The organism is Myxococcus sp. XM-1-1-1, assembly GCF_020037095.1.
Classification (GTDB): Bacteria; Myxococcota; Myxococcia; order Myxococcales; family Myxococcaceae; genus Myxococcus; species Myxococcus fulvus.
Genome location: NZ_JAIQDH010000026.1, coordinates 1 through 25,742 on the forward strand (window position 1 = coordinate 1; position 25,742 = coordinate 25,742).

Sequence of the window (25,742 nt, forward strand, 5' to 3'; positions counted from 1 at the left end):
CAACGCCAAGCGCAAGCGTGCCGCACCCGCGAAGCGCCCCACGACTCACCACGCATGTCCGTGCACCACCGCGCGCCGCCCGACGAGCAACGCCAAGCGCAAGCGTGCCGCACCCGCGAAGCGCCCCACGACTCACCACGCATGTCCGTGCACCACCGCGCGCCATCCGACGAGCAGACTGTCGCACCCACGAAGTGCCCTGTCTCCCACCGCGCCTGCCGGTGTTCCACCACACGCCTCGCACCGGGCACTCCGAGCCGAAAGCCTGCCGCATCAGCGCGGCATCGTGCGCCCCACGGCGCCTGTCCGCGCTCCGCCGCACACCCGCTCATCGTCCGCTCCCGGCGAGCACCCGCGTCACGCCGCGCCTGTCCATGCTTCGACACACACGCCTCCCCACAGCCTGTCCTCGCCAGGGTCCGAGCACCGGGGCCAGAAGACCCCTCGGTGCGCCTCAGACCCCTTGCACCCGGGCCACCGTCTCGGAAGCCGCAACCCCATTCACGGCGAGCGCCTCGGTGAGCCCCGCGCGCAGCACCTTCAGGTCATCGCTCAGCGACTCCGGAGCGAAGCTCGCGTCCATCTCCCGCGCCACGCCCTCCAGCTTCAGCCGCCAGACCGCGAGCGCCTCCGCCGAGTCCGACGCGGGCCGCTCCGCGAGCAGCGCCTGTCCCGCCTGCGCGAGCCGCTGCGCGCGCGCCCGGGGACCAGCACTCGCCTCCAGCGCCGCCGCCGCGAGCGCCGGGTTCTCCGACGAGGCCAGCACCTCTCGCAGCACATCGCGCGCGAGCGCCTGTCCCTCCTTCGTCGGCACCACGTACACCAGCGGCCACAAATCCGAGGCCGTGGGCACCAATCGCCCCGCGAGCACCCCAGCGGCCGCCACCAGCCGCTGCGCCTTCACCGCGCGCCGGTCCGACAACCCCAGCCCCGCCGCGCGCAGCGAGCGCAGCGCATGCGCCAGCTGCGGCCGGACGGCCGCGAGGTCCGCTTCCCGCGCCGCTCGCGAGAGCACATCGAGCGTCTCCAACGACACCCACCGCCCGCCCTCCGCGTCCCACGGCATCGCGCCGCCGGTGAGCAGGTCCTCCAGTCGCGGGTCCGGCACCGGCTCGACGAAGATGCGCGCCAGGAACCGGTCCGCGAACGCCGCGAGCGACTCGTCCTCCGGCAGCGCGTTCGCCGCGCCCACGCAGACGCGCAGCGGGCACTTCATCCGCGTGTGCCCCCGCCGGAACGTCCGCTCGTTGAGCAACCCCAACAGCGTGTTCAGGATGGCGGTGGAGCCGAGGAAGACCTCGTCGAGGAACGCGACGTCCGCCTCCGGCAGCATGCCCGTGGTCTGCGTCTCCACCAGCCCCTCGCGCAGCTTGCGCAGGTCCACCGGACCGAACAGCTCCGACGGCTCGGTGAAGCGGCCCAGCAGGTACTCGAAGTAGGAGCCGCCCAGCGCGCGAGCGGTGCGACGGACGGCCTCGCTCTTGGCGGTGCCGGGCGGCCCGATGACGAGCAGGTGCTCACCGGCGACCGCGGACAGCGCGATGAGCTCCACCATGGCCTCGCGCTCGACCAGCCCCCGACCCGCGTCGGAGAGGGCATCGCGGACGGCGCTGGCCGCGGCTTCGAAGGTGACGGACATGCACGAAAGCCTAACCGCCGGACTTGGCCGGCGCGAAGAGTCCCCGGACACCCTCCAGTCGACACACACCTGCCTCGCGGTGCCGGGATTCCAGCGCGAGAGGAATGGCCACGAGGCCGACCGGGGGCGCCTTCGTGACGGGACGCCACCGGCCTTCATGACACGACACACCACTTCATGCCCCGGCGTCAGGTCGGACATAGACTGCGTTCCATGAAAAAGATGTCGAAGTGGGTGGCGCTGGTGGGCGTGCTCGGCGTGGGCACGCAAGCGGTGGCGGATGGCTGGCATGGCTACGCGTCGCTGGGAGCGGGCATCACCCTGGACCACCTGAGCGACCTGCGCGCGAAGGGCCCCGCGCTGCACGGCTACCTGGGCGTGGAGTCGCCGCCGGGGCTGTCCATCGGCCTGCTCGCGGAGGTCTCCGAGACGTGGGGCAACGAGCTGCGGGACGCGGCCCGGCAGGACCGCCTGGAGCGGACGCAACTGGATTACAAGGCGGTGGGCATCGAGGCGCGGCTGCGCTTCTTCCGGGACAAGCCCATCAACCCGTGGGTGGGCGCCAGGCTGTCGAAGAGCTGGGGCAGCACCTTCGCGCCGGACGAGTTCGGCACCTTCCTGCGCAAGAACGTGGACACCACGAGCATGGCCTTCCGCGTGGGCGTGGATGGCTGGTTCAGCTCGCGCTGGGGCATCTCCGCCGCCACCGCGTTCCAGTTCTGCGACGTGAAGCTCACGCGCGAGTCGGTGAACGAGTGCGCCAAGCTCCTCCAGTCCGTGATTGTCGGTCCGGTGGTCCGATTCTGAGCCTCACCTTCCATCGTGCGCACCCTCGGCCGGACGGTGTAGACCTCCACGTGTGAGCGAGAGCTGGGAGCAGCGCAGACGACGCGAGGCGCGGGAGATGGACGCCGCCATCCGGAGCACCTTCGCGCGCAGACAGTCCAACGCGGAGCTGCGCGCACAGCTGGAGGCGCTCGCGCAGCGGCCCTGGTTCCGGGAGTTCTCCTGGCTGTGGGGCCCGTCGCTGCACGTGCGGGACCGCGTGCTGTTCCGTCCGCTCATCCTGTCGTGGCTGAGGGTGGGCAACCTCACCGCGACCGGGAAGTGGGTGGACCCCTGGCAGGGCGAGAACGCCGCCGCGCTGGAGACGTGGCTCGCGGACGCGGACCGCCACGACGACGTGGAGGTCTTCCGTCGGCTGTACGAGTGGCGGCAGCAGGGCCTGGGCCTGAAGAAGGCCGAGGCCCGCTGGCGCGAGGACCTCACCCAGCGCTTCCGTGACGCCAGGACGCGGGCGGCCCGGCGGCTGGTGCTGACCAAGCTGGACGTGGAGACGGGGCGCCTCGACGAGGCGACGGCGCTCGCGCTGGATGACGTGGACGCGGAGCTGGCGAGGCCCTTCATCCGTCAACGCCTGCCCTTCGCGTGGGCTCCCGGGGTTCCCCAGGAGAAGCAGCACGCGATGTGGACCACGCTGCGGGAGCGGCTGCTCGCGCGCGGCGACACCGAGCTCGCCTGGGCCCTCTATCGCCGGCTCGTCACCGAGGACGCGTGGCGCGCGGACGTGTTCGCGCTCACGCAGTCGGTGAAGGACTCCCAGGCGCTGGTGCGCGCGCTGGAGGAGCACCACCCGGACGTCGCGCCGACGGGAGCGGCGGAGGTCTTCGTGGAGCTGGCGGAGAAGCGCGGGCGCGACGTGGTGCCCTACCTGCTCGCGCACCTGTCCACGGTCTTCCCGCGTTGGGCCGGCCTTCGCGCCAGAGCCAAGAACGCCAAGGGCCTGCCGGACCTGCTGGAGCTGTGCCGGGTGCGCGGCTGGGAGGACGTGTGGGGCGCGGCGCTGCGCACGTCGGCGACGGCGGAGACCTTCGACCAGGAGGTGCTCAAGCTGGTGCACGACGCGAAGGCGGACCCGGCGGTGACGCGCGGGCGGCTGCTCCAGGTCGCGGGCACCGGCGGCGAGTGGAACCGGCCCGGCCTCGGCGTCACCCGCGTGCTGCCGCTGACGGACGCCACGGCGGTGATGCTGTACGCGCGCTTCCCGGAGCTGCTCCGCGGCCCGTTCCGCATGCACGTGTCCTCCGGCTGGCACTCGTCATACCCGGAGCTGGTGGGGCGCGCGCTGGAGCGCCGGGACGAGGAGCTGCTGGACTTCCTCGCCAGCCGCGCGGCGACGCAGGCCCAGCCCACGCACGCGGGCAACAAGCGTCAGCGCGACTGGGTTCGGGTCCTGGACGCGCTCGCCACGCACTACGAGGAGCTGCCGAAGGAGGACGGCGTCTTCGCGCGCCGCGCCGCCAACGTGCTCGGGGCGATACCGGCGTACGCCATCTGGGCGGACAAGACGCTCCTCTCGCAGAACCGGCTCGCGCGGCTGTTGCTCATGCGCTCGGATGAGCTCTACCTCGCGGACGCGCGCGCGGTGAGGGACCTGCTGGAGTCGCCGCAGATTCACGTGCAGGCGCTCGCGTTCCGGCTGCTCGGTCGCGACGCCCCGCGCGCGCGTGAGCTCGCCGCGAGCAACACGGACGTGCTCCAGGCCGCGCTCCTGCGGCCCCTGCACCGTCGCACGCGGCTGATGGCCTTCGGCGCGCTGACCAACGCGGCGCTGCATGACGTGGACACGGCGCGAAGGCTGCTCGCCCGGATGCGCGACGCCTTCGCGCTGCCCGACCAGCGCTATCCCAAGGAGGAGCTGGTGGAGCTGCTGGCGAAGGTGCTCCGGCGCTGGCCCGAGCTGCGCGGCCCCGCCGAGACACCCCGCGTCTTCTCAGCGCCCACGAAGGAGACCTCGCCATGACGACCTTTGGCCTGTCGTACGCGACGCCCTCCGTCTTCGAGTCCACGCGCGAGCGCTCACTGTTGGGCCTGTCGGTGGACCAGCACCGGCCGGTGCGCTTCCACGCGAAGGTGGCGAAGGACGTGCTGCCCTTGCGACTGGCGCTGCAGGCGCTGGGGCAGCTCATCTGGCACTCGGACGAGTGGACCTCGACGTGGTGGGGAGTGCTGGACCCCATCATCACCGTGCACCCGGACCGGGTCTTCTTCGAGGCGTTCAGCCAGGACCAGAGCGCGTACGGGATGGTCATCGTGGACCGCGAGTGCTTCGAGCCCGAGGGCGAGGTGGCCTGCGGCACGACGAACGTGGACTTCACCGCGTGGCTGTGGTCCGCGCTGGGGGAGCTGCGCACCAGCCGGGACACGCACCTGCGCGTGGGCGCCGAGGGCTTCGAGGTGCGCACGGAGCGCGCGGGCGGGCGCTTCGAGCAGAAGGTGGAGGTGCCGGACGACTGGGTGAGAGGCTTCCTCCAGCTCCAGGGCGGCATGGCGATGCCGGGCACGAAGCTGACGGTGCGTCCGGTGGACCTGCTCGCCGCGGTGCGCTTCCTCACCTTCACCAAGGCGCGGGTGTCACCGCGAGCGCTGCGGTACGAGTTCACGCCGGACCAGGACGCGAGGCTGGTGCTGGAGCCCTGGGAGCAGGTGGTGCCGCTGCGAGGCGCGGTGCATGGACACACGGAGCCGCGCACGGTGCGCACGTGGGGACGGCGTCGGCTGCGCTTGCTCGAGCCGCTGCTGCCGTACGCGGACTCGGTGGACGTGTACCTGAAGGGCCGCGCGCTGCCGCACTTCTACAGCGTGCACCTGGGGCCGCGCGTGCGCTTCGTGCTGGGGCTGTCCGGGTGGACGGCGAACCGGTGGACGGGCACGGCGGGGATGGACCTGCTCCTGGAGCCCGAGCGGGACGAGGCGCTGGCGGCACGCGTGCTCGGGCTCTTGCGCGAGCGCTTCCACGCGTCCACGGACGAGGTCGTTCAGGCCCTGGGCGCGGACAAGGCGCGAGTGGCGACAGCGCTGGCGGCGCAGTGCGCGGCGGGACGGGTGATGTTCGACGTCGAGGCGCGGCGCTGGCGTCACCGTGAGCTGTTCGCGACGCCGGTGGACCTGGGACGGATGTATCCGCCGGACCCGAGGCGCGAGGAGGCGGAGCGGTTGACGGCGGTGGGCCAGGTGGTCGTGACCAGCGAGGACGTGCGCGAGACGCGCAAGGTGCGCAAGCTGCCGACGCCCGAGGGCCACGTGCTGCGCGAGGTCGTGCATCGCGACTGGGTGGTGCACGGGAGCGTGGGTCCGCAGACCGCCGTGGAGCTGGTGCTGAACGACGAGGACCGGCTGCTGTTCGGCACGTGCAAGTGCGAGTTCTTCCGCGAGAACCTGATGAACCACGGGCCGTGCGCGCACCTGCTCGCGCTGCTGCGGGTGGCGAAGGCACGGCGCAAGGAGCGGGCGAGCTCGGCGGCGCCCTCGGAGGCCGCGCTGGAGGCGCTCCGACAGGCGGAGAGGCCCGAGGCCCGGAGCGACCAGGACGGCGAGGGCGAGACGCTTGACGAGGACGGCGGCGATGACGATAACCGGTGACGCTCACGGGAAGGGCTGGGGCTCACAGATGAGCCGTCGGTGCCGCGGTGTTTCGCCGCGGCGGTGTTTTGTCCCCACTTCTTCTCCAGGGTCCCTGCGTACGGAACGCAGGGAGCCCCGGGTCCAGCGCCTCGCAGGTCGTCCCCTGGCCCCTCCCGGAGCACCATGAGCTGGTTCGACTCGACGCTGGGTTGGTTCAAGGGGCTCTTCACCCCGAAGCCGGTGACGCGGGATGTCTCGCGGCTCGACGCCTCCACGCGCGACGCGAGCGGACGCGCGGCGGACGTGGTGCGGGAGACGGTGGCCACCTCGGGCCCGCTGAAGCCCGGACACCGGCGCGAAATCATCCGGGACGCGCGACTCCTGCCCAAGGGCAGGCGCGTCTACACCCCGGGCCGCAAGCCCCTGATGACCCGGGGTGAGGCGCGGCGCTTCTTCTCCACGACGTTCCGCACGCGCAACCGCGACGTGCGCGACCTGCTGACGGACGAGGCACAGCTGACGCGCTACGGGCTGCCGGTGTGGCGGACGGAGGAGGACGTGGCGGCGGCGCTGGAGCTCACCGTGGGCCAGCTCCGGCACTACGCGACACACCGGGTCCGGGAGCGGGTGTCGCACTACGTGACGTTCTCGGTGCCGAAGCGCTCGGGGGGCACGCGGCTGCTGCATGCGCCCAAGCGCAAGCTCAAGGCGGTGCAGCGTCGGCTCCTGACGTTGCTGGTGGCGAAGCTGCCTTGCAGCGAGCACGCGCACGGCTTCGTGTCGGGGCGCTCCATCAAGACGGGCGCGGCGCCGCACGTGGGGCGTCGGGTGGTGTTGAAGCTGGACGTGAAGGACTTCTTCCCGTCGGTCACGGTGGGGCGGGTGCGCGGGCTGCTGCTCGCGTTGGGGTATGGCTATCCGGTGGCGGCGACGCTGGCGGTGTGGATGACGGAGGCGGAGCGGCAGCCGGTGGAGGTGGAGGGGACGGTGTTCCACGTGCCGGTGGGGCCGCGCTCGTGCGTGCAGGGCGCGCCGACGAGCCCCGGGCTGTGCAACGCGGTGGTGATGCGCTTGGACCGGCGGCTCGCGGGGCTGGCGCGGAGGTATGGGGCGACGTACACGCGCTACGCGGATGACCTGACGTTCTCCGGGGATGACGTGGGGGCGATGGAGAAGGTGCGAGCGCTCGCCGCGAGGTACGTGAGGGACGAGGGCTTCGAGGTGAACGCCGCGAAGACGCGGGTGCAGCGTCGGGGTGGACGACAGCGCGTCACGGGCGTGACGGTGAACGCGGGGCTCGGGCTGTCTCGCGAGGAGCGGCGCAAGCTGCGGGCGATGATCCACCAGGAGGACGGCGGGGACGCGAAGCAGCGCGCGCGCATCGACGGGATGCTGGCGTACGTGAAGATGTTGAATCCGGAGCACGCGGCTCGTCTCGCGAGGCGACGCAAGCCGCGAGGGTGAGTGGCCCGCTGTCGAAAAGGCTGCGGGGGAGCGCGAGGAATGCACCGGTTCTCCACACCTGCCCTGCGGGCGCGTGGTGAGGGAGTTGAAGGGCCTCTACATCGGCGCTCCTCACCCTCACAGGAGTCGCCCCATGGCCAACGCCGCCCGCTTCGCCTTCACGCAGCCGAGCTCCCCCGGTGTCGAGTTCGTCATCGAGCTGACGGACGAGAACACGATTGCCCACGCCCGGAGGATTCTCTCCGGCGAGGAGAAGAACCGAATCCACGTGCATGGGCGCATCATGAAGCGGACCCAGCCGTACAACCCGAGGTTCTCGTTCCACCTGGACCCGTCGACCATCAATTTCTTCGAGGTGGCCATCGAGGTCTGCGACGCGAACATGACGTACGTGGAGGACCACCTGGACGAGGCGGGGGGCGCGTTCCTGCCGGGTGGCCATTGGTGCCCGTGGGACTCGAGGCTCGCGCGTGAGGTGAAGTGACCGGGGAATCACCTGAGCCGGGGGCCCGGGGCGACGTTACAGTGGAGGACATGAGCGACCTTCCTCCAGCGCCCGCGCCCCTGGCTCCTCGCTTCATGTATCTGCATGGCTTCGCGTCCGGCCCGAACTCGACGAAGGGTCTGGCGTTGAGCCGCCACTTCGAGCCGTTGGGCGTCCACATCGAGCGGTTGAACCTGCGGGTGCCCTCGTTCGAGGAGCTGAAGCTGAGCGCCATCACGGACACGGTGAGAGCGGCGCTGGGTGGGAAGCAGGACCGGGTGGTGTTGTTGGGTTCGAGCCTGGGAGGGCTGACGGCGGCGAGAGTCGCGGCGGAGGACGCGCGGGTGTGTGGCCTGGTGTTGATGGCGCCGGCGTTCCACATCGTGACGCAGCTGCGAAAGCGGATGGGCGAGGCGCTCTGGGAGCACTGGCGGACGACGGGCTGGATTCCGACGGAGGACTTCGTGGAGAAGCGCACGTCGAAAGTCCACTGGGGCTTCGTCGAGGACGCGCTGGCGTTGGACGAGCGCCTGGGGAACTGGCCCGACGTGAGGGTGCCCACGCTCTTAATCCATGGGCGAGCGGACGACACGTGTGACATCGGCAACTCGCGCCAGTGGGCCCAGGGCCGTCGCAACGTGAAGCTGGTGGAGGTGGACGACGGCCACGAGCTGACCGCGTCCCTGCCCTTCATCCTTGAGCAGACGGAGGCGTTCCTGCGCCCCTGGGGCGGTTCAGCGTGAGGTCACTTCGGCGAAGGTGAGGCCATCGAGTCCCAGCGCTTCGACAGCGTCCTTGAAGCGCTCGGTGACGATGAGCAGCGCGGAGGAGTTCGTGAGGCGGAACAGGTCCAGGTCGGTGGGCAGTGAGGCCGCGTCGAGGATGGGCTTGTCGGGACGACGGAGCGCGAGCCGACCGCAGGTCGAGCAAGGCGCGAGTGTGTTCCGAGGGAAGCAAGCGGGATGCAGGGAGCCGCGAGAGAGGACCTCGAGTTCCACCAGGTCCGTCACGGGCTTCTGACGCGCCGTCAGCGCGGTGGGGTGACCGACGAGTCCTGTCAGTCCCTGTTCCTGGAGTGATTCCAGGTCCCCGAGGTTCACGACGAGCGAAGCGATGAACCAGGAGAACGAAGGGAACTTCCCGAGCGCCTTGCCGGTGAGGGGACCGAGCTCCGTGCCTGGAGGCAGTGGGGAACCGGGAGGGAGCAGCGGGCGGACGAGCTCACGCAGTCGCACGAACTCCGTGAAGGGTTCGGACCTGTTCTCCTCGAACGAGCGGTGCTCCGCGATGGGGGACAGGTCGACACTGGGGTAGGAGCAGCCGAGGTCACTCCAGCTCGCGCGACAGCCGGGACAGTCCTTCACTCCGGGCAGGAACCACCGATGCTCGGCATTGAAGCTCCCGCCGTATCCGGCCACGGTCTCCGTGTCTTCACCGATGCAGAAGAACCGCCCCATGTGTCCCCACCTTCATCCGTCTTCAGCGCGGTCCAGTGACGCGCTCGAACGTCACTCCAAGATTCCCGACTTCCTCCAATGCACTCTTGATCTCCTCGGAGACAATGAACGCGGAGGAGTAGCCCTGTAGCCGGAAGACACGGGCTCCCGCTGTCCTGGACGGGTCGATGCGCAGCCCGTGAATAGCGCGGTACATCCCCACCCTTTCGGGCGCGACATCCTCTGGAGGGTAGCGCTGCACTTCCAAGGAGCTCTCCTCATCGACGCAATTGAAGCACCGGGTTGCATTGATGATGTAGAGCGCCGTCTTCGCGCCCTCGACCTCGATGAGGAAGGCCTGGACGTCGTCTGGGGCCAGCGTGAGAAAGACCCTCGCGACCTGTTCATCCGCGATAGGAGTTCGCCCTGCGTTCGCCACGGAGAAAGACCGCTGCGGTCCATCACGAAACGGTCTGCTCCTCAGCGGTCCTGGGTCGGGAAGGTGCCTTCCATCTCCGAACATCCAGGGGTCTTCCAACTCGCCACCAGCAGCCAGAACAGGCAGCTCCAGGACCCACTGAGGGAGGTCCGCAATCCCCAGGTCGTAGAAGTTCTCACCGGACATCCACCACCCCTCGCTGGGAACAATCGAGCGCCAAAGCCCACGACCTGGAGTCGAGAAGGCGGCTGACATCCTCGCACAGTCCCACGCGGTCTCCCGAACGAGCCTCAACGAAGGGGGAGTTCGCGGAAGGTGAGGCCATCGAGCCCGAGTTGTTCGACTGCCTCCTTGAAGCGCGAGGTGCCAATGACCATCGTGGCGAAGTTGCCCACACGGAACAGGTCGATGTCCGTGGGAAGAGAAGCCGCCTCCAGGATGGGCTCATCAGGCCGCCGGAGTCCCAGCCGACCACAGGTCGGGCATGGGGGAGGATGACTCGGAGGAAAGCAATCCGGGTGCAGTCGTCCCAGTGGCGGAGCCTGCAGCTCGACCAGAGCTGGTGGATTCTTCTGTCGGAACCTCAGCTCGGCAGGGAACCCCTGGAGACCTCGGAGACCTTCCGCCTGGAGCATCTCCAGGGCTTGCTGGTGGACGAGCAGCACCTCGACGACCCAGGCAAACGCCGGGAGCTTTCCGAATCCCGTTCCCTCCAGCGGTCCGAAGCCTGTTCCGGGAGGCAGTGCGGCACCTGAGGGGGTGAAGGGGCGAACCAGCGCACGCAAGCGGTCGAGCTCGGGAAGAGGCTCGGGCCTCGCCCTCTCGAGTTCACGACGCTCTGGCAGCGAGGACAGGTCCACGCCAGGGAAGAAATGTCCGGAGCCACTCCACGTGGCATCACACGTCGGGCACCGCAGCAACCCAGGGAGCTTCCACTTGCGCCCGCCATGAACCTCACCGCCATGCCGGCGCACGACCGCGTTGTCTTCGTCTACCCAGAAGAATCGCGCCATCCCCTCTCCGACATTGGACCTTAGATCATCTGGTTGAGGCATGCGCCTCAGGCTCTCTGCCGTGACGGAGAGCGACCCCATCTGCAGGGCATTCTAACCAGCGTGCTGGTTTCAACCCACGCTCCTCGCGGTCACGAGGAGCGACAGTTCGTGGTGGTGCCACCGGGCCGGCGCACCGTTTCAACCCACGCTCCTCGCGGTCACGAGGAGCGACGACGAGCCGATTGTGTCGAACGATGACGCCTGGTTTCAACCCACGCTCCTCGCGGTCACGAGGAGCGACAGGTGCAGCTCACGCTCTGGCTGGACATGGAGTTTCAACCCACGCTCCTCGCGGTCACGAGGAGCGACTTCACCAGGATTTCGTTGCCCGCGTCCGTGATATTTCAACCCACGCTCCTCGCGGTCACGAGGAGCGACCCGACGCACGCAACAGCACGACTGGCTCCACATCGAGGTTTCAACCCACGCTCCTCGCGGTCACGAGGAGCGACAAACGCGGGCCAAAGACAGATGGCCCCGGAACCGGTTTCAACCCACGCTCCTCGCGGTCACGAGGAGCGACGACAGCCCGGCGTTCTCCGCGAGGATGCGGTCCGTGTTTCAACCCACGCTCCTCGCGGTCACGAGGAGCGACGCCCATTGAGTCCGAGTTGCTTGACGCCATTGCGTTTCAACCCACGCTCCTCGCGGTCACGAGGAGCGACGCCACCGTCAGCCGGGAGAGACGCATGCAAGAGTTTCAACCCACGCTCCTCGCGGTCACGAGGAGCGACCCTCGATGATTTCGGCCATGACCTTGGGGTCACGTTTCAACCCACGCTCCTCGCGGTCACGAGGAGCGACTGTCGGTGGATCCCGGCGACGCCGCGTTCGACGTCATCGTTTCAACCCACGCTCCTCGCGGTCACGAGGAGCGACCGCGCTCGGAGCGGGAGGCCTTGGCCACGTAGAAGTTTCAACCCACGCTCCTCGCGGTCACGAGGAGCGACTGACGGGCCAAATGTCGGCCTCGGTCGCCCCGGCGTTGTTTCAACCCACGCTCCTCGCGGTCACGAGGAGCGACTGCGGGGGCCGCCCATGAGGTGCCCCGACTCGCTGGTTTCAACCCACGCTCCTCGCGGTCACGAGGAGCGACTGCTGTTCCGCGCCCTCGACCGCCCCGAGCACGTGTTTCAACCCACGCTCCTCGCGGTCACGAGGAGCGACACCACGTTTCATCGCTGGTGCGGCGAGGGGGAGTTTCAACCCACGCTCCTCGCGGTCACGAGGAGCGACGTGGACGTGTACTGCTTGGTCGCATTCGACATGGGTTTCAACCCACGCTCATCGCGGTCACGAGGAGCGACGGACAGCGCCCGGATATGAGCATTGACCGCTGAGTTTCAACCCACGCTCCTCGCGGTCACGAGGAGCGACGCGGGGCGCCAAGGACGTGGGCACCGCGAACCAGTTTCAACCCACGCTCCTCGCGGTCACGAGGAGCGACACCATGGTGCATGGGGAGGTGGTAGCGGAGACGGAGTTTCAACCCACGCTCCTCGCGGTCACGAGGAGCGACCTCCGGCGCGGTCGAGGCGCGCCAAGTGGTCAAGTTTCAACCCACGCTCCTCGCGGTCACGAGGAGCGACTTCGCACCTTCGCGCGTGGACCGCTTCCCCGCCGAGTGGTTTCAACCCACGCTCCTCGCGGTCACGAGGAGCGACGCCGACACCTGGGCGTGGCGGCCGTGACCAGTGGTTTCAACCCACGCTCCTCGCGGTCACGAGGAGCGACTGCCCCGGGCGCATGCTGCGAATCTCCTCCTGGTTTCAACCCACGCTCCTCGCGGTCACGAGGAGCGACCACCTGAGCGCAGCTTGTGCAACGCGGGCCCGGGGTTTCAACCCACGCTCCTCGCGGTCACGAGGAGCGACCGCGCCGAGACACTCGGCGCGGAGGACGGTGCGTTTCAACCCACGCTCCTCGCGGTCACGAGGAGCGACAGGCGTCCGCCCGCCTCGGCCGGTGCGAACAACATGTTTCAACCCACGCTCCTCGCGGTCACGAGGAGCGACCGAAGGACCTCGCGGCGCACAAGGCCGCGCGCGCGTTTCAACCCACGCTCCTCGCGGTCACGAGGAGCGACTTCTCGACAACGCCGTATCGGCCGGTGACACGTGTTTCAACCCACGCTCCTCGCGGTCACGAGGAGCGACGCTGTACGAGAAACTGACGCGCCTCCCGCCTGAGTTTCAACCCACGCTCCTCGCGGTCACGAGGAGCGACTTCCGATGCTGACCGACGATGAGCTTGAGGCCCTGTTTCAACCCACGCTCCTCGCGGTCACGAGGAGCGACCCTGCTGGTTGAGGCTGCCGTAGACGCCGCCGATGTTTCAACCCACGCTCCTCGCGGTCACGAGGAGCGACCTTCAACTTCGCCTGAATTCTACCTCTGCTGGTGTTTCAACCCACGCTCCTCGCGGTCACGAGGAGCGACCCCCAAGCTGGCGGCGAAGCAGGAGGCGCAGCTGTTTCAACCCACGCTCCTCGCGGTCACGAGGAGCGACGGAGGCCGCGCGCCTGTGCATCCCCGTGGTACAGTTTCAACCCACGCTCCTCGCGGTCACGAGGAGCGACCCAGGAGGCGATGAACATCAAGCGCGAGCTGACGTTTCAACCCACGCTCCTCGCGGTCACGAGGAGCGACGGCCCAAGCGACGCGCGAGGCTGCGCCTATCATTGTTTCAACCCACGCTCCTCGCGGTCACGAGGAGCGACGATGGCGGCGGACTACCCCGACCGAGCGGCATGGTTTCAACCCACGCTCCTCGCGGTCACGAGGAGCGACTTCCTGGGCCCATGCGGTCACCGGAGGGACTCGAGTTTCAACCCACGCTCCTCGCGGTCACGAGGAGCGACCACGTGGCACTGCCTCGAGTGGATGTACGGGTGTTTCAATCCACGCTCCTCGCGGTCACGAGGAGCGACTGGACGGGGAGAAGGTGTTCACCGGCTACCTCATGTTTCAACCCACGCTCCTCGCGGTCACGAGGAGCGACATGGTGCCGCGCCCGGCTCGGGCGGAGCTCCAGTTTCAACCCACGCTCCTCGCGGTCACGAGGAGCGACTGCCGCTGCGCGCGGCGCTGTCCGAGGTGGGGGAGTTTCAACCCACGCTCCTCGCGGTCACGAGGAGCGACTGACGGCGCGGAGTCCGAAACGCACGTCGTCTGGTTTCAACCCACGCTCCTCGCGGTCACGAGGAGCGACCTTCGCGTCCACCAACTCCTCCACCTCTGGCGCAGTTTCAACCCACGCTCCTCGCGGTCACGAGGAGCGACCGTGGTCGCGAAGGAGAAGGCGTCGCCGGCCTTGTTTCAACCCACGCTCCTCGCGGTCACGAGGAGCGACAGGGCGCGGCTCATGCTGAGCGTGTCGAGCCAGTTTCAACCCACGCTCCTCGCGGTCACGAGGAGCGACGACTTCAATCGCTGACGCGCGCGCCCGCGCCGCAGAGTTTCAACCCACGCTCCTCGCGGTCACGAGGAGCGACTTCCGGGCGGTGGAGTCGCTGTCCCCCGCGATGTTTCAACCCACGCTCCTCGCGGTCACGAGGAGCGACTCAAGGACAAGTACGCCCTGTACCGCGTCGAGGTGTTTCAACCCACGCTCCTCGCGGTCACGAGGAGCGACAGAAGGCCGCGACGCGCCGCCGCTGCCCGGAGTGGTTTCAACCCACGCTCCTCGCGGTCACGAGGAGCGACGGACGTGGGACCTCATCCGCCCCATGTTGCGTGAGTTTCAACCCACGCTCCTCGCGGTCACGAGGAGCGACAAGGCCGGCATGCGTGAGGCCGGTTTCACGCCGTTTCAACCCACGCTCCTCGCGGTCACGAGGAGCGACGCCCGGACTTCGTCATGGCGCAGGACTTCTACAACGTTTCAACCCACGCTCCTCGCGGTCACGAGGAGCGACGGCCCCGCGCCAGGCTGGAGACTGCGGGGAAGGTTTCAACCCACGCTCCTCGCGGTCACGAGGAGCGACGCACCGTCAGGCGCGCCCTGGTGCGGCAGGCCGTTTCAACCCACGCTCCTCGCGGTCACGAGGAGCGACCGAACCTCGCGAATGCCCAGATGCAGCAGCAGACGTTTCAACCCACGCTCCTCGCGGTCACGAGGAGCGACAGCAGGCTGATGACGACGGTGCTGTCCTCGTCAGTTTCAACCCACGCTCCTCGCGGTCACGAGGAGCGACGCCGCCTGACGGCCCGCTGACGGACGCCGAGGGCGTTTCAACCCACGCTCCTCGCGGTCACGAGGAGCGACCTGACTCGGGCCCTCCGCAGTGCCCACCACGAGGTTTCAACCCACGCTCCTCGCGGTCACGAGGAGCGACCATTTAGGGCGCAGCGCTCAATGTGGATTTGGCGGTTTCAACCCACGCTCCTCGCGGTCACGAGGAGCGACCCGGGCTGAGAAAAATGCACTGGAGGCCAAAGGGTTTCAACCCACGCTCCTCGCGGTCACGAGGAGCGACTCGCCCCTTCTCGGTGGGCATGGCCGTCAAGGTGTTTCAACCCACGCTCCTCGCGGTCACGAGGAGCGACCTTCGTGGACAGCGAGCGCACGCTGGCCAACCTCAAGTTTCAACCCACGCTCCTCGCGGTCACGAGGAGCGACCTCAGCGTGCTCGGAGAGCGCCCAGACCCCATCGTTTCAACCCACGCTCCTCGCGGTCACGAGGAGCGACCTGGCCGACGCGGCCGACTTCACCGAGACGTGGGCGTTTCAACCCACGCTCCTCGCGGTCACGAGGAGCGACGACGTAGTCGCAGCACCGCCGTAGCAACACCCGTTTCAACCCACGCTCCTCGCGGTCACGAGGAGCGACTGACGGGGCTCACTCCGCGCTGCTACGTCCCAGCGTTTCAACCCACGCTCCTCGCGGTCACGAGGAGCGACGAGCCCCGGCAGAGGCGTCTACGACCTCGGCCCGTTTCAACCCACGCTCCTCGCGGTCACGAGGAGCGACCATGAAGTTCACGCTTCCTCCTCTTCCATCTCCAGTTTCAACCCACGCTCCTCGCGGTCACGAGGAGCGACGCTCCTGGGCAACGGCATGCTGAATCTGTGGGTAGAGGTTTCAACCCACGCTCCTCGCGGTCACGAGGAGCGACGTCCACTGCGTTCGCGGCGGAACTGGGAGCGTGAGGTTTCAACCCACGCTCCTCGCGGTCACGAGGAGCGACGACGCGAGCGTGAGCGCGGCCTTGGTGCTCTTGTTTCAACCCACGCTCCTCGCGGTCACGAGGAGCGACCCTGCCCGTCCAAACTACCACAATCACTCGGGAATCCGGCCGGTCCGCGCGAACTTGGGTCCACAGGCCCGTCCATCCAGTCCGCGTGCCTCGTCACCTCCGCGTAACTCCCTACGACTATTCGAGATTTCAAAGAGCGCGAACCTCCGACGAAGCACGCACCGGGACAGGTTCGCGCGCCCCAGTCAGGGCAGGCAAGCCGCTCACAGGATGAGCGGCCCCTCGACATCCAATGGAACCCGCGTGCCATGGTGCTCCGTCTTCCGAGCGACATCCTCGCTCAAGAAGTAGAACCGCAGACTGTCGCTCTCCGCATCCAGCTCCGAGAGCAGCCGTGCGCGCAGCACGACCCAGTCCTTCGGCTCCAGCACGCACTCGAACACCGAGTACTGCACCCGGACCCCATGGTCCTTGCACATCCGAGCCATCCGCCGGAGCCGCTTGGGGCCCGTCGGGTCACTCACCTGAACGTCGTAGCAGACGAGCACGGTGACCTTCCGCATCAGCGCACCGCGAACGGAGGATATCCGTCCAGCTCCCCTCGAAGGGTCCTCGCCAGCAACAACGCCTGCAGGTGCGGCACCAGCCCCCAGCTCGTCTGCTGCCCCAGGAAGACATGCTGCACTTCCACCTGCTTCGCCGCCTGGTACGCCACGAGGAACGCCTTGCGCGCCTCGTCCCGCAGCATCACCGCACCCGCGGCCTCCTCCTTGAAGTCCTCCGGCTTGAGCTGCCCCCGGTTCACCAGCGAGAACACCAGCCGGTCCACCACGGGCGCACGCAGCTCCTCCATCAAGTCCAACGCCAGCGACAGCCGCCCCGGCCGGTCCTCATGAAGAAACCCCACCGCCGGGTCCAACCCCACTCCCGCCAGCGCCCCCGCGCAGTCCTGCGCCAGCAGCGCATAACCAAACGACAGCAACGCATTCAGCGGGTCCCTCGGAGGCCGGCGATTCCGCCCATCGAACCCGAACCGTCGCGCCCCGCCCTTGAGCAGGCACGGGAACACCTCGAAGTAGTCCCGGGCCGCGATGCCCTCCAGCCCGCGCACCTGCGCCAGTTCCTCCGCTCGCCCCACCGCACGCAAGTGCTCGGCGAGCTTCCGCGCCGCCTCCTCCAACGGCTGCGCCTGCTCCGCCGCCGCGTCCCGCTTCGCATGCAGGAGAAACTGCCGCGCGTTGCTCACCTTCCCCACCACCATCGCCCCAGCGATGGCCAACGTCCTCCCCCCATCATCCGCCGCGCGATACTGCTCGCGGCGCAGCAGCACATTTCCCCCCGGAAGCCCCTCGACGCGCGCCAGGAAGCGCCCCGTCATCCCGAAGAAGGACACGTGGATGCCCGCCTCGACACAGCTCTCCAACAGCTCCGGCGTCATCCACGCCCGCGCCAGGCACACCACCGAGCGCAGGTGCCGCAGCGGCACCTCCGCCTTCTTCTCGCCCTGGACCGTCACCACCACCCGCTCCCCCTCCTTGTTCAGGCGGGTGCCCTCCACGGTGATGAACAGCGTATTGAGCGCGGTGGTCACGACACCTCCTCCAGGTCCACCATCCGCCGCAGATGCTCGGAGGCACGCCGCTGTCCCGCCGTGACGTGCGGCAGGCACAGCGGCTCCAGCGAGCACGACTCACACTTCGGAGCCCTCGCCACCACGGGCACGCTCCCCCGCGCCAGCAGCTCATGCATCCGAGCCACCGCCTCCTCCGTCCGGGCCCGCAGCCGCGCATCCAGCACAATCACCTGCCGCCGATGCTGCGCGCCATGGAACAGCGCACCCTCGGGAACAGGGACACCGTGCATCTCCTCCAGGCACAGCGCCTGGGCACAGAGCTGCACACAGTCCGCCTCGAGTGACTTGCGCTTCGCCCGCTTCACCTCCACGGGATACGGCCGCCACCCGGTGGGGCTCGAGGCATCCGGGTGGTACTCCACCAGGTCCGCGCGCCCCACCAATCGCAGCCGCTCACACCCCAGCCTCACCGCGCGCTCCACGCGCCGCCCGGGCCGAGCATCATGCCCGGGCAGGTCCACCCGCTCATGGAGCAGCCGCCCCGTCGCGGTGCGCACATCCTCCCGCCAGAGCTGCTCCACGTGGATGAGCGCCGCCTGCCGCTCACAGAACAACAGGTGCTGCAATGCGGACAGCGCCACCCACGTCTCGCGAGCGGAGGTCATCCCGCCAGTTCCATCACCTCGATGCCCTGCGGCAGCTTCGCGGTGTCCACCTTCACCGTGTAGTCCTTGAACGAGCGCGCGGGCTTCTCCCCGTTCACGGGCGTCACCTGCACCCGGTCGAACAGCGCGTGCGCGGGCGCATTGCCCAACTCCGAGCCGTGCTTGAACACGATGACCTTGCGCATGGACATCAGGCCGCGCGCCGCGCTGCGGTCCAGCTCGAACATGTTCAGGAAGGCCTTGAACAGCAGGTCCAGGTCGCCCGAGCTGAAGCCCGTCTGCTTCGCCAGGTGCGGCGAGACGAAGCCATGCGCGCGGTAGAGCCCGTACGGCACCGTGTTCTTCCGCCCCATGGTGCGGTTGTCGCCGCCCTGCTTCTCCGCCTCCGCCTCGGTGGCCACGGCCATGCGGGTGATGGAGTGCTCCAGCGAGACGATGGGCGTCACGGAGCGGGCGAACGTGAGCTGCACCGGCCCGCGGACCTGTCCCGCGTTGGCGCCCGTGGACATGACGGCGCCGAACGTCCGCACGTCGAAGAACGTCTTGCACATCCACGCACGGCCCTGGTCCACCTCGGAGCCCTGGGCCTCGCCCTTGGTGTTGCGCTTCTTGCCATCCTTGTCGCTCTTGGGCTTCTCGTTCAGGTCGACGCCCAGGTCCTTGTAGGCCTGGGCGATGGTGGAGTTCAGGACGGCCTTCTCCTTCACGAAGATGTCGAACCCGGGCTTCTTCTCCTGAGTGAGCAGGATGAAGTTGCGCACCTTGCGCTTGAGGCTGACATCCGTGACCAGGCCGTCTCCCGTCTCCGGGTCGATGCGCGGCAGGTTCCCCGCGTCGGGGTCTCCGTTGGGGTTGCCATCCTGGACGTCGAACAGCAGGACGAAGTCGTGGCGGTTCTTGAGCTCGGACATGGCGTTCTCTCTCTCGTATGGGAATCGTGGAAGCGGTGGTCAGTCGTCAGACTTGGAGGAAGCGTCCTTCGCGGCCTTGCCTTCGGCCTGCGGGCGCTTCGTGAAGAAATCCTCGCGCTGGTGGTAGTAGCCCACCGCGAAGAGCCCCTGGTTCTCGAGCGAGAGCACGGGCGGGAAGGGATTCTCCGAGGGCAGCAGCGCCATCACCTCGCCCTTCTTCTTCTCCAACCAGCCGCCAGCCTCCGCCTTCGAGGCGTGGTGCACGGAGAGCTGGAGCAACCGGGGGAAGACGGTGACGGGGTTGCGCGAGGCCGCACCGAAATATCGATCACGAATGCTGGCGTTGATGTCGCCCAGCGCCGCGCCCTGCAGGCGCTCCAGCACGGCGAAGAGCCGACCGAGGACATACGACTGGGACGTGTTGCTCTTGTCCAATGACACGGAGACCTCCAGGGAAGTGGGTCCACTGCGGGGAAGCCGGATGAGGGTGGCCTTGATGAGCGCGACGCGGAGGCGGAGCTGCTCGCGCTCGAGCTTGTCGTCCGAGGGGGGAAGCCGCAGACGGTCCAGCGCCGCTGAGAGCAGCTGTCGCGGGAAGGGCTGTCCCCTCAACGCCGCGCCCAGCATCCGCGTCGCGACGTCGGGACTCAGCCCGCGTCCAGACGGGGCCTCGACGGCCTTGAGCAGGCGCCAGATGGGCGTGGGTTTGTCCTGTGCCACCGCGCCCAGCCGCAGATCCGCGAAGTACCGGCGAAGGCTCTCCTTCACCTCACCGACGCTGGTCTGGAACCAGTCGCGCACGGCGACACGGCCGGAGTTGCCAGCGAGGGTGACGGCATAGAAGCGCCTCGCATCCAGCGCTCCGGGCTCCAGGCCGATGAGCGGCGCCTCCAGCAAGCGCCGCAGGTCCTCCTCTGTCGGGTCGAGCAGGGCCAGCAGCTGGCTCTCCTGCTCGGCGGTGCTGTTGGTCCAGAACACCAACACCGAGCCATCCCCCAGCTGGATGCCTTGTCGGAACCGGCGGGTCTCCGACTTGCGGAGCAGGTCGTTGAGCGCGAGCACGTACCCGAGCGCGGCCTGCTGCGAGACGGGTGCGTTGTCTCCCTGCTCCATCCCATGCGACTCGAAGGCGTCCGCGTTGAACGACACCAGGGCCGCCCCCGCGCCCTGGGCCTCCGGGATGTTCTTCAACTTCGGATGGGTCCGCGCCACCACGCCCACGGTCCCGGTCACCAGACACAGACCGACCTTGCCCTGGGCGGCGGCGTGCGCGCTCCGCTTCTCCCACCATGCACGAACCTCGGGGAGCTGATGCACGGGGTCGAGCGAATCGCCCACGACGAAGGCGAACAACTCCGAGCCCGTCCACTCATCCGCCGCGCGCTCCTCGACGACCTTCGCGCGCGCCGCGTCGTCCTCGAGGAACTTCTCCACGGCGCGCAGCTCGGGCACCTTCGTGTCCGCCGCCGCCTCCTTCACCAGCTTCACGAAGGCAGCCAGCCGTGGCGCCCCCTTGTCGGCCTTGCCCTCCCGGGCCTCGGGGTCATGGCCCAGGACGTACTTGGTGTTGTCCGCCAGGAAGCCCGCGGCGATGTTCACGGCGCGCGTTGGCAGTCTCGGAATCGACAGGGGCTTGCCCCGTCCCTTCTCGTCCTGCGTGGGCTCCAGTCCCAGCAGCTTCCCCTTCGCGCTCAGGCGGATGAGGAAGTCCACGGGCTTCGTCTCGTAGAGCGGGTCGTCCACCAACCCGCGCTCGCGCGCGAAGTCGTTGAGCGCCGTGAGCATCATGGCTGGCCTCCGTTCTGCTTGAGCACTTCGTCCCGGCCCGGCACGTGGAGCACGCCCCGGTCCAGGGACGCCTCGAAGAACAGCGGGCGCGTCGCTTCACCGAACTCGAAGTCGTAGAACACGAGCCCCAGTGGTCTGCGCTCGACCTCCAGGTCCACGGGCCGGACGTCCTCCACCATCGGCTCCACGCGCGCGGCGAACTCGCGGCAGCCCAGGTACGGCGCGTGGAAGAACTGCCCCTTCTCCAGCCGCCGCTCGAACATCTCCTCGAACTTGCGGACGTTGTCCTCGGGGCCCGCCTTGCCCGCCACGAGCGAGAACGACGCGGTGATGGCGTAGTCCACATCTCGCAGCGCCACCGTGTTGCGCTGCGCGCGGTCCTCGTCCGCCGCGTAGTCGAACTTCCCCACCACGGCGCGGCTGTTCACCTCGTTGCGGCGGAAGCTCGTCCACCGCACGGGCGCGAGGACGGCGATCTCGTGGACCTGCCAGCGGATGGCCGGCTTCCAGAGGATGGCCTCCAAGACGCCCCTCGCCGCCGAGGGTGTCATCACCTCGTAGCTCACCCGCTCGGCCTTCATCTCCGGGCGGGTGAAGCAGGCCACGGGCCCTCGGGCCCGCACGCGAAACCGCTTGCTCGTCTTCATCCACACACCTCCTGAAGTTCGTCAGCCGGGAATGAGGAAGGCCGGGTCGAGCACTCCCACCCGGTCGCGCAGCAGCCCGAAGGTCTCGTCGTAGGCGGACCGATGCTCGGGCCCGAGGAACACCACCGTCTCCGCCGCGACGCCCGCCAGCTCCCGCTCCACCCAGACCTCGCGGAGCTTGCGCGGCACCGTCACCGTGAAGCGCTGCAAGGCCCGCAGCCGCTCACGCGAGGGCCCCAGTCGCCGCACCTCGTCGAGCACCGCCTCACAGCCCTCGAAGGGCACCACCACGGGCGCGCTCCAGTCGTCCTCCACGAGCCGGAACTTCGTGGAGACCTCTTCGTACTTGAGCGCCGCCCGAGCCTCCTGGATGCCCTTCCCATCCCGAGCCGCGTTCGCGTAGAGCCGCTCGAAGTACCGACGGAAGCTGTCGGGTGAGAACAGGTCCAGCGCGGGGTCCTGCGCCAGCAGCGTCCGGGTCACCGCCAGCGCCGCCTGCGGCACGCCGGGGGGCGGCTGCGTCTTCGCCTCGTACACACGGAGCTCGCCGAGCGTCTCCAGCCGACCCTCGCGATTGCAGCGCCCCGCCGCCTGAGCCAGCGAGTCCAGCCCCGCCAGGCTCCGGTAGACGACGGCGAAGTCCAGGTCCACGCCGGCCTCGACCAACTGCGTCGCCACCAGTCGCACCGGCTCCCCGCGCCGCTTCCGCTTCTGGATGTCCGCCAGCACCCTGGAGCGATGCTCCGGGCACATCAGCGCGGACAGGTGCAGCGTCGTCCCCTCACCGACACGCGCGTCCACCAGCGCGCACAGCTCGCGCGCGTCATCCCGACGGTGGACCACCGCGAGCACATCGCGCTCGCCGGCCACGGCCTCGGCCAGCGCCTCATAGGACATGGGCTCGCGGCTCTCGGGCCAGCGCACCGTCACGCGGCGCAGCCGCTCGAAGGCGTTCAGCTCCGGCGGCACCAGCTCCTGGACCGAGAAAAAGCCCTCGGGAAACCCAGGACGCATGCCCAGCGCGGGCTGGGTCGCGGTGCAGATGACCACCGAGCAGCCGTAGTCCTCCACCAGCGTCTTCAACCCGTCCAGGATGGTGGTCAGCAGCGCGGGAGGCAGCGTCTGCGCCTCGTCCAATACGATGACGCTCCCGGCGATGTTGTGCAGCTTGCGGCACGCCGAGGTCCGACAGGCGAACAGGCTCTCCAACAGCTGCACCGTGGTGGTGACGATGACCGGCGCGTCCCAGTTCTCGCTGGCCACGCGGTTGAGCGCCGTCTCCCGCTTGGGGTCCACGGACGAGTGGTGCTCGATGACGGCGCTCCCCAGCTCGCCAAAGGCCTCCCGATACACCCCCGAGCTCTGCTCGATGATGGACGTGTAGGGGATGGCGACGATGACCCGCCGAAGCCCTCGTGCCCGAGCATGCTCCAGCGCGAACGCCATGGAGGTCAGCGTCTTGCCGCCGCCCGTGGGCACGGTGAGGCTGAAGACACCCGGCGGACTCGGCGCGCGCGCGAGCACCGCCGAGAGCACCTCGCGTCGGACCCGGTTCACCGGCGTGTCCGGCGCACCGCTCTGCTTCTGGTCCATGAAGGCCCGCAGCGCTCGCGCGAGCTGCTCCAACGTCGCGCCGACGCGCCGCGCTTCGACCCGGGACGCGTCGTAGAAGGCCTCCGTGTCCAGGAAGTCCGCGTCGCACAGGGACGAGAACAGCATCCGCGTCCAGAACTCGAGCCGGTGCTTGGAGAGCTTCTCGAGCCAGCTGAAGTCCAGCCCTGGCGTCAGCGAACGCAGGTCTTCCGGAACGCCCGCCGTCAGCGCTTCCTCCAGGAGCTTCAGCTTCTCGGGGTCTCCTACGCGACTCCGGAACTTCTCCGCGTCACGCAGTCCACCGTGGTGTCCCGCGATGGCCATCGCCAGGGGCCCCAGCCGCCGCTCCATGCGCAAGGCCCACAGCGCGCCCGCCGTCGCATGGTCCTTGTCCGAGGAGCTCCCCACCTCCAGGTGGGCCTCGAAGCCGTTCTCCTTGCGGATGCGCGACTGGAAGTGGGGCCGGTACTTGCCCAGGTCGTGCCAGCGCCCCGCCAGCTCACAGAACACGCGCATGTCCTCGCGGGCCGCGAACAGCGCGGCCAGGCGCCCCACCTCCATCAAGTGCTCGCGGAGCAGATGTGGACGCCCCTCCGCCGTGACGTGAGCCAGCGGCTCCGCCGTCACCCCGCGCGAAGACACATCGCCAGACATCATCCCCCCACCACCTGCCATCGCAGGTCCAATCCCTTGTCACTGTCCATAGCCATGACACAAACCCACGCGCGTTTCCATCGCACGCAGGGAGCTATGACAGCTTCATGAAAGGTCGTCCCTACCTCCCCGGGGGTATGGACCGTCCCGCGATAAAGACAGTCACCGCCCCAGACGTCCCCTGAGTCAACCGCGCCCGGGAGCCGGGGTTCACCTCGACACACCCAGGGGCATCTGGTACGCGCCGTCCAGTGCACCGCGAGCCCGCGCATCGTCAGCCCTGGTGGCCCCTGCTGCTCGTCGCGGCCGGCGCGTGGCTCCTGCGCATCGCGGGCTTCTTCCACCGGGGCGGCGCGCTCGGCCATCCCGTCGACTATGACGAGGGTGTCTACTTCAGCGCCGCCGCGCTCCTCTCCCAGGGCCTGTTGCCCTATCGCGACTACTTCTTCGTCCACCCGCCCGGCATCACCGTGCTGCTCTCCCCCGTGGCCGCGCTCTCACACGGCCTCGGCCCCGCCCTCGCCTTCTCCGTCGTCCGCTGGCTCATGCCGCTCGCGGGTGCACTCAGCACCCTGCTCAGCGGCCGCATCGCCCAGCAGCGCTGGGGCACTCGCACGGGCCTCGTCGCCGCGCTCGCCTACGCCGTCTACCCCGAGGCCGTGTCCACCGAGCGTGGCCCCTTCCTCGAGCCCCTCCTCAACCTCACCTGTCTCACCCTCGCGTGGGTCTGGCTCCGCCCCTCCACCACGCAAAGACAGACACAGCGAGGAGACCTCCTCGCCGGAGCCCTGCTCGCCACCGCCTGCGCCATCAAGCTGACCGCGGGCGCCTGGGTCCTCGCCGTCGCCTGGGCTCGCGGCATGTCACGCGAAGGCTCGCGCGTCGCCCGCGTCATCCTCGTCGCCGCGGGCGTGGGCCTGTTGTGGCTCGGCCCCTTCTTCCTCCTCGCCCCGGACGCGATGCTCCAGGGCCTGCTGCGCTTCCAGCTCCTCCGCCCTCCCGACGGAGACTCGAGCCTCACCAGTCGCCTGCTCTCCATCCTCGTCGACGGACGCCTGGGCCTCACCCTCGTCACCGTCATCGGCGTCACCGTGGCCCTCGCGCGCACGCGTCAGCAGGACGCCGTCACCGAGCGCCTCTTCAGCGCCGCGTGGCTCCTCACCGTCGCCACCTTCCTCGCCTCCAAGAGCTACTGGTCCCAGTACAACGCGCACCTCGCCCCCACCACCGCCGTCCTCGCGGGCCTCGGCGCGGACTTTCTCGCGCGCCAACTCCACGGCGCGCGCACCCAGCGAATCGCCCTCGCCGTCACCGCCCTCCTCATCCTCACCACCCTCCCCGGCGTCCTCCGCGCCGCGAAACAGAAGGACCGCTTCCTCCTCCCGCTCGGTGAGACGCTCAGGTCCACCGTCCCCACGGATGCAGCGCTCTGCGCCTTCGAGCCCGCGTGGGCCATCGCCGCCGACAGACTCCCCGGCCTGCCCCTCGGCAATCCCGCGTTCGTCGACCCGTACGGCCTCATGTTGAACGACGCGCTCTTGGCGCCCACGCGCTTCCCCAACGCGGAGGCCGCCTTCCAGGACGCGCACTCGCAACGCACCGCGCTCCAGCTGCTCCCACGTTGCGACGTCCTGCTCCTCCTCGGCCGTGGCGAGTGGCAGCTCTCCGACACCAGCGAGCAATGGGTCCGCGAGCACTTCACCCGCGACGCGGAGCTCTGGCGTCGCAATCCCTGACATCCCCCGCCCACCCGGCGGAGCCGTCCACCCAGGGCCTCGCCCGCTTGCCCAGA

Annotated in this window: 18 protein-coding genes and 1 CRISPR repeat array; of the genes, 7 read left to right on the top strand and 11 right to left on the bottom strand. The window is 68.9% G+C overall.

The window, feature by feature from the left end:
- Positions 1-454 precede the first annotated feature (454 nt).
- The gene (locus K8640_RS35475) at positions 455-1,639 is read right to left on the bottom strand and encodes an AAA family ATPase (protein WP_223751134.1); all 1,185 of its coding nucleotides are present in this window, start codon (positions 1,637-1,639) and stop codon (positions 455-457) included.
- A 213-nt stretch (positions 1,640-1,852) separates the two neighbouring features.
- Between K8640_RS35475 and K8640_RS35480 the strand changes: the two genes are divergently transcribed.
- The 6 genes from K8640_RS35480 (at position 1,853) to K8640_RS35505 (ending at position 8,734) form a co-directional block, all read left to right on the top strand.
- A complete protein-coding gene (locus K8640_RS35480) occupies positions 1,853-2,446 on the top strand; it encodes a hypothetical protein (protein ID WP_141323493.1) in 594 nt (197 codons plus the stop codon).
- Positions 2,447-2,498: 52 nt separating this feature from the next.
- A complete protein-coding gene (locus K8640_RS35485) occupies positions 2,499-4,442 on the top strand; it encodes a gliding motility protein (protein ID WP_223751135.1) in 1,944 nt (647 codons plus the stop codon).
- The gene (locus K8640_RS35490) at positions 4,439-6,061 is read left to right on the top strand and encodes an SWIM zinc finger family protein (protein WP_223751136.1); all 1,623 of its coding nucleotides are present in this window, start codon (positions 4,439-4,441) and stop codon (positions 6,059-6,061) included. The genes K8640_RS35485 and K8640_RS35490 overlap by 4 nt, the downstream gene beginning before the upstream one ends.
- 165 nt (positions 6,062-6,226) lie before the next feature.
- On the top strand, positions 6,227-7,507 hold the full coding sequence (locus tag K8640_RS35495) for a reverse transcriptase family protein (protein WP_223751137.1): 1,281 nt from the start codon (positions 6,227-6,229) through the stop codon (positions 7,505-7,507).
- Positions 7,508-7,640: 133 nt separating this feature from the next.
- Positions 7,641-7,991 (top strand): calmodulin, encoded by a 351-nt coding sequence (locus K8640_RS35500; protein WP_223751138.1) that lies wholly within the window; start codon positions 7,641-7,643, stop codon positions 7,989-7,991.
- Between the two features lie 50 nt (positions 7,992-8,041).
- The gene (locus K8640_RS35505) at positions 8,042-8,734 is read left to right on the top strand and encodes a YqiA/YcfP family alpha/beta fold hydrolase (protein ID WP_223751139.1); all 693 of its coding nucleotides are present in this window, start codon (positions 8,042-8,044) and stop codon (positions 8,732-8,734) included.
- Here K8640_RS35505 and K8640_RS35510 read toward each other — a convergent pair.
- The 10 genes from K8640_RS35510 to cas3 all read right to left on the bottom strand — a co-directional run bounded on the left by K8640_RS35510 (position 8,726) and on the right by cas3 (position 23,953).
- Positions 8,726-9,448: a double-CXXCG motif protein gene (locus K8640_RS35510; RefSeq protein WP_223751140.1), complete on the bottom strand. Its 723-nt coding sequence runs from the start codon at positions 9,446-9,448 to the stop codon at positions 8,726-8,728. The two genes, K8640_RS35505 and K8640_RS35510, sit on opposite strands and share 9 nt — an antisense overlap.
- Positions 9,449-9,470: 22 nt before the next feature.
- Positions 9,471-10,052 carry an imm11 family protein gene (locus K8640_RS35515; protein WP_223751141.1) on the bottom strand — a complete coding sequence of 194 codons (582 nt, stop codon included), beginning with the start codon at positions 10,050-10,052 and terminating at the stop codon, positions 9,471-9,473.
- A 104-nt stretch (positions 10,053-10,156) separates the two neighbouring features.
- On the bottom strand, positions 10,157-10,879 hold the full coding sequence (locus K8640_RS35520; protein ID WP_223751142.1) for a double-CXXCG motif protein: 723 nt from the start codon (positions 10,877-10,879) through the stop codon (positions 10,157-10,159).
- A 108-nt stretch (positions 10,880-10,987) separates the two neighbouring features.
- Positions 10,988-16,179: a CRISPR direct-repeat array (repeat unit 37 nt; unit sequence GTTTCAACCCACGCTCCTCGCGGTCACGAGGAGCGAC).
- 203 nt (positions 16,180-16,382) lie between these two features.
- The gene (gene cas2, locus K8640_RS35525; RefSeq protein WP_223751143.1) at positions 16,383-16,682 is read right to left on the bottom strand and encodes a CRISPR-associated endonuclease Cas2; all 300 of its coding nucleotides are present in this window, start codon (positions 16,680-16,682) and stop codon (positions 16,383-16,385) included.
- Positions 16,682-17,710 (bottom strand): type I-C CRISPR-associated endonuclease Cas1c, encoded by a 1,029-nt coding sequence (cas1c, locus tag K8640_RS35530; RefSeq protein ID WP_223751144.1) that lies wholly within the window; start codon positions 17,708-17,710, stop codon positions 16,682-16,684. Before cas1c ends, cas2 begins: the two co-directional genes overlap by 1 nt.
- A complete protein-coding gene (gene cas4, locus K8640_RS35535) occupies positions 17,707-18,357 on the bottom strand; it encodes a CRISPR-associated protein Cas4 (protein ID WP_223751145.1) in 651 nt (216 codons plus the stop codon). The genes cas1c and cas4 overlap by 4 nt, the downstream gene beginning before the upstream one ends.
- Entirely contained in the window at positions 18,354-19,268 is a 915-nt protein-coding gene (cas7c, locus tag K8640_RS35540; protein WP_223751146.1) for a type I-C CRISPR-associated protein Cas7/Csd2, read from the bottom strand. The genes cas4 and cas7c overlap by 4 nt, the downstream gene beginning before the upstream one ends.
- Positions 19,269-19,307: 39 nt before the next feature.
- Entirely contained in the window at positions 19,308-21,056 is a 1,749-nt protein-coding gene (gene cas8c, locus K8640_RS35545; RefSeq protein WP_223751147.1) for a type I-C CRISPR-associated protein Cas8c/Csd1, read from the bottom strand.
- On the bottom strand, positions 21,053-21,703 hold the full coding sequence (gene cas5c / locus K8640_RS35550) for a type I-C CRISPR-associated protein Cas5c (RefSeq protein WP_223751148.1): 651 nt from the start codon (positions 21,701-21,703) through the stop codon (positions 21,053-21,055). Before cas5c ends, cas8c begins: the two co-directional genes overlap by 4 nt.
- Positions 21,704-21,724: 21 nt before the next feature.
- Positions 21,725-23,953, bottom strand: a complete 2,229-nt coding sequence (gene cas3, locus K8640_RS35555) for a CRISPR-associated helicase Cas3' (RefSeq protein WP_223751149.1) — start codon at positions 23,951-23,953, stop codon at positions 21,725-21,727.
- Positions 23,954-24,201: 248 nt separating this feature from the next.
- On the opposite strand from cas3, the gene K8640_RS35560 reads away from it, so the two are divergent.
- Positions 24,202-25,686: a glycosyltransferase family 39 protein gene (locus K8640_RS35560; protein ID WP_223751150.1), complete on the top strand. Its 1,485-nt coding sequence runs from the start codon at positions 24,202-24,204 to the stop codon at positions 25,684-25,686.
- Positions 25,687-25,742 lie beyond the last annotated feature (56 nt).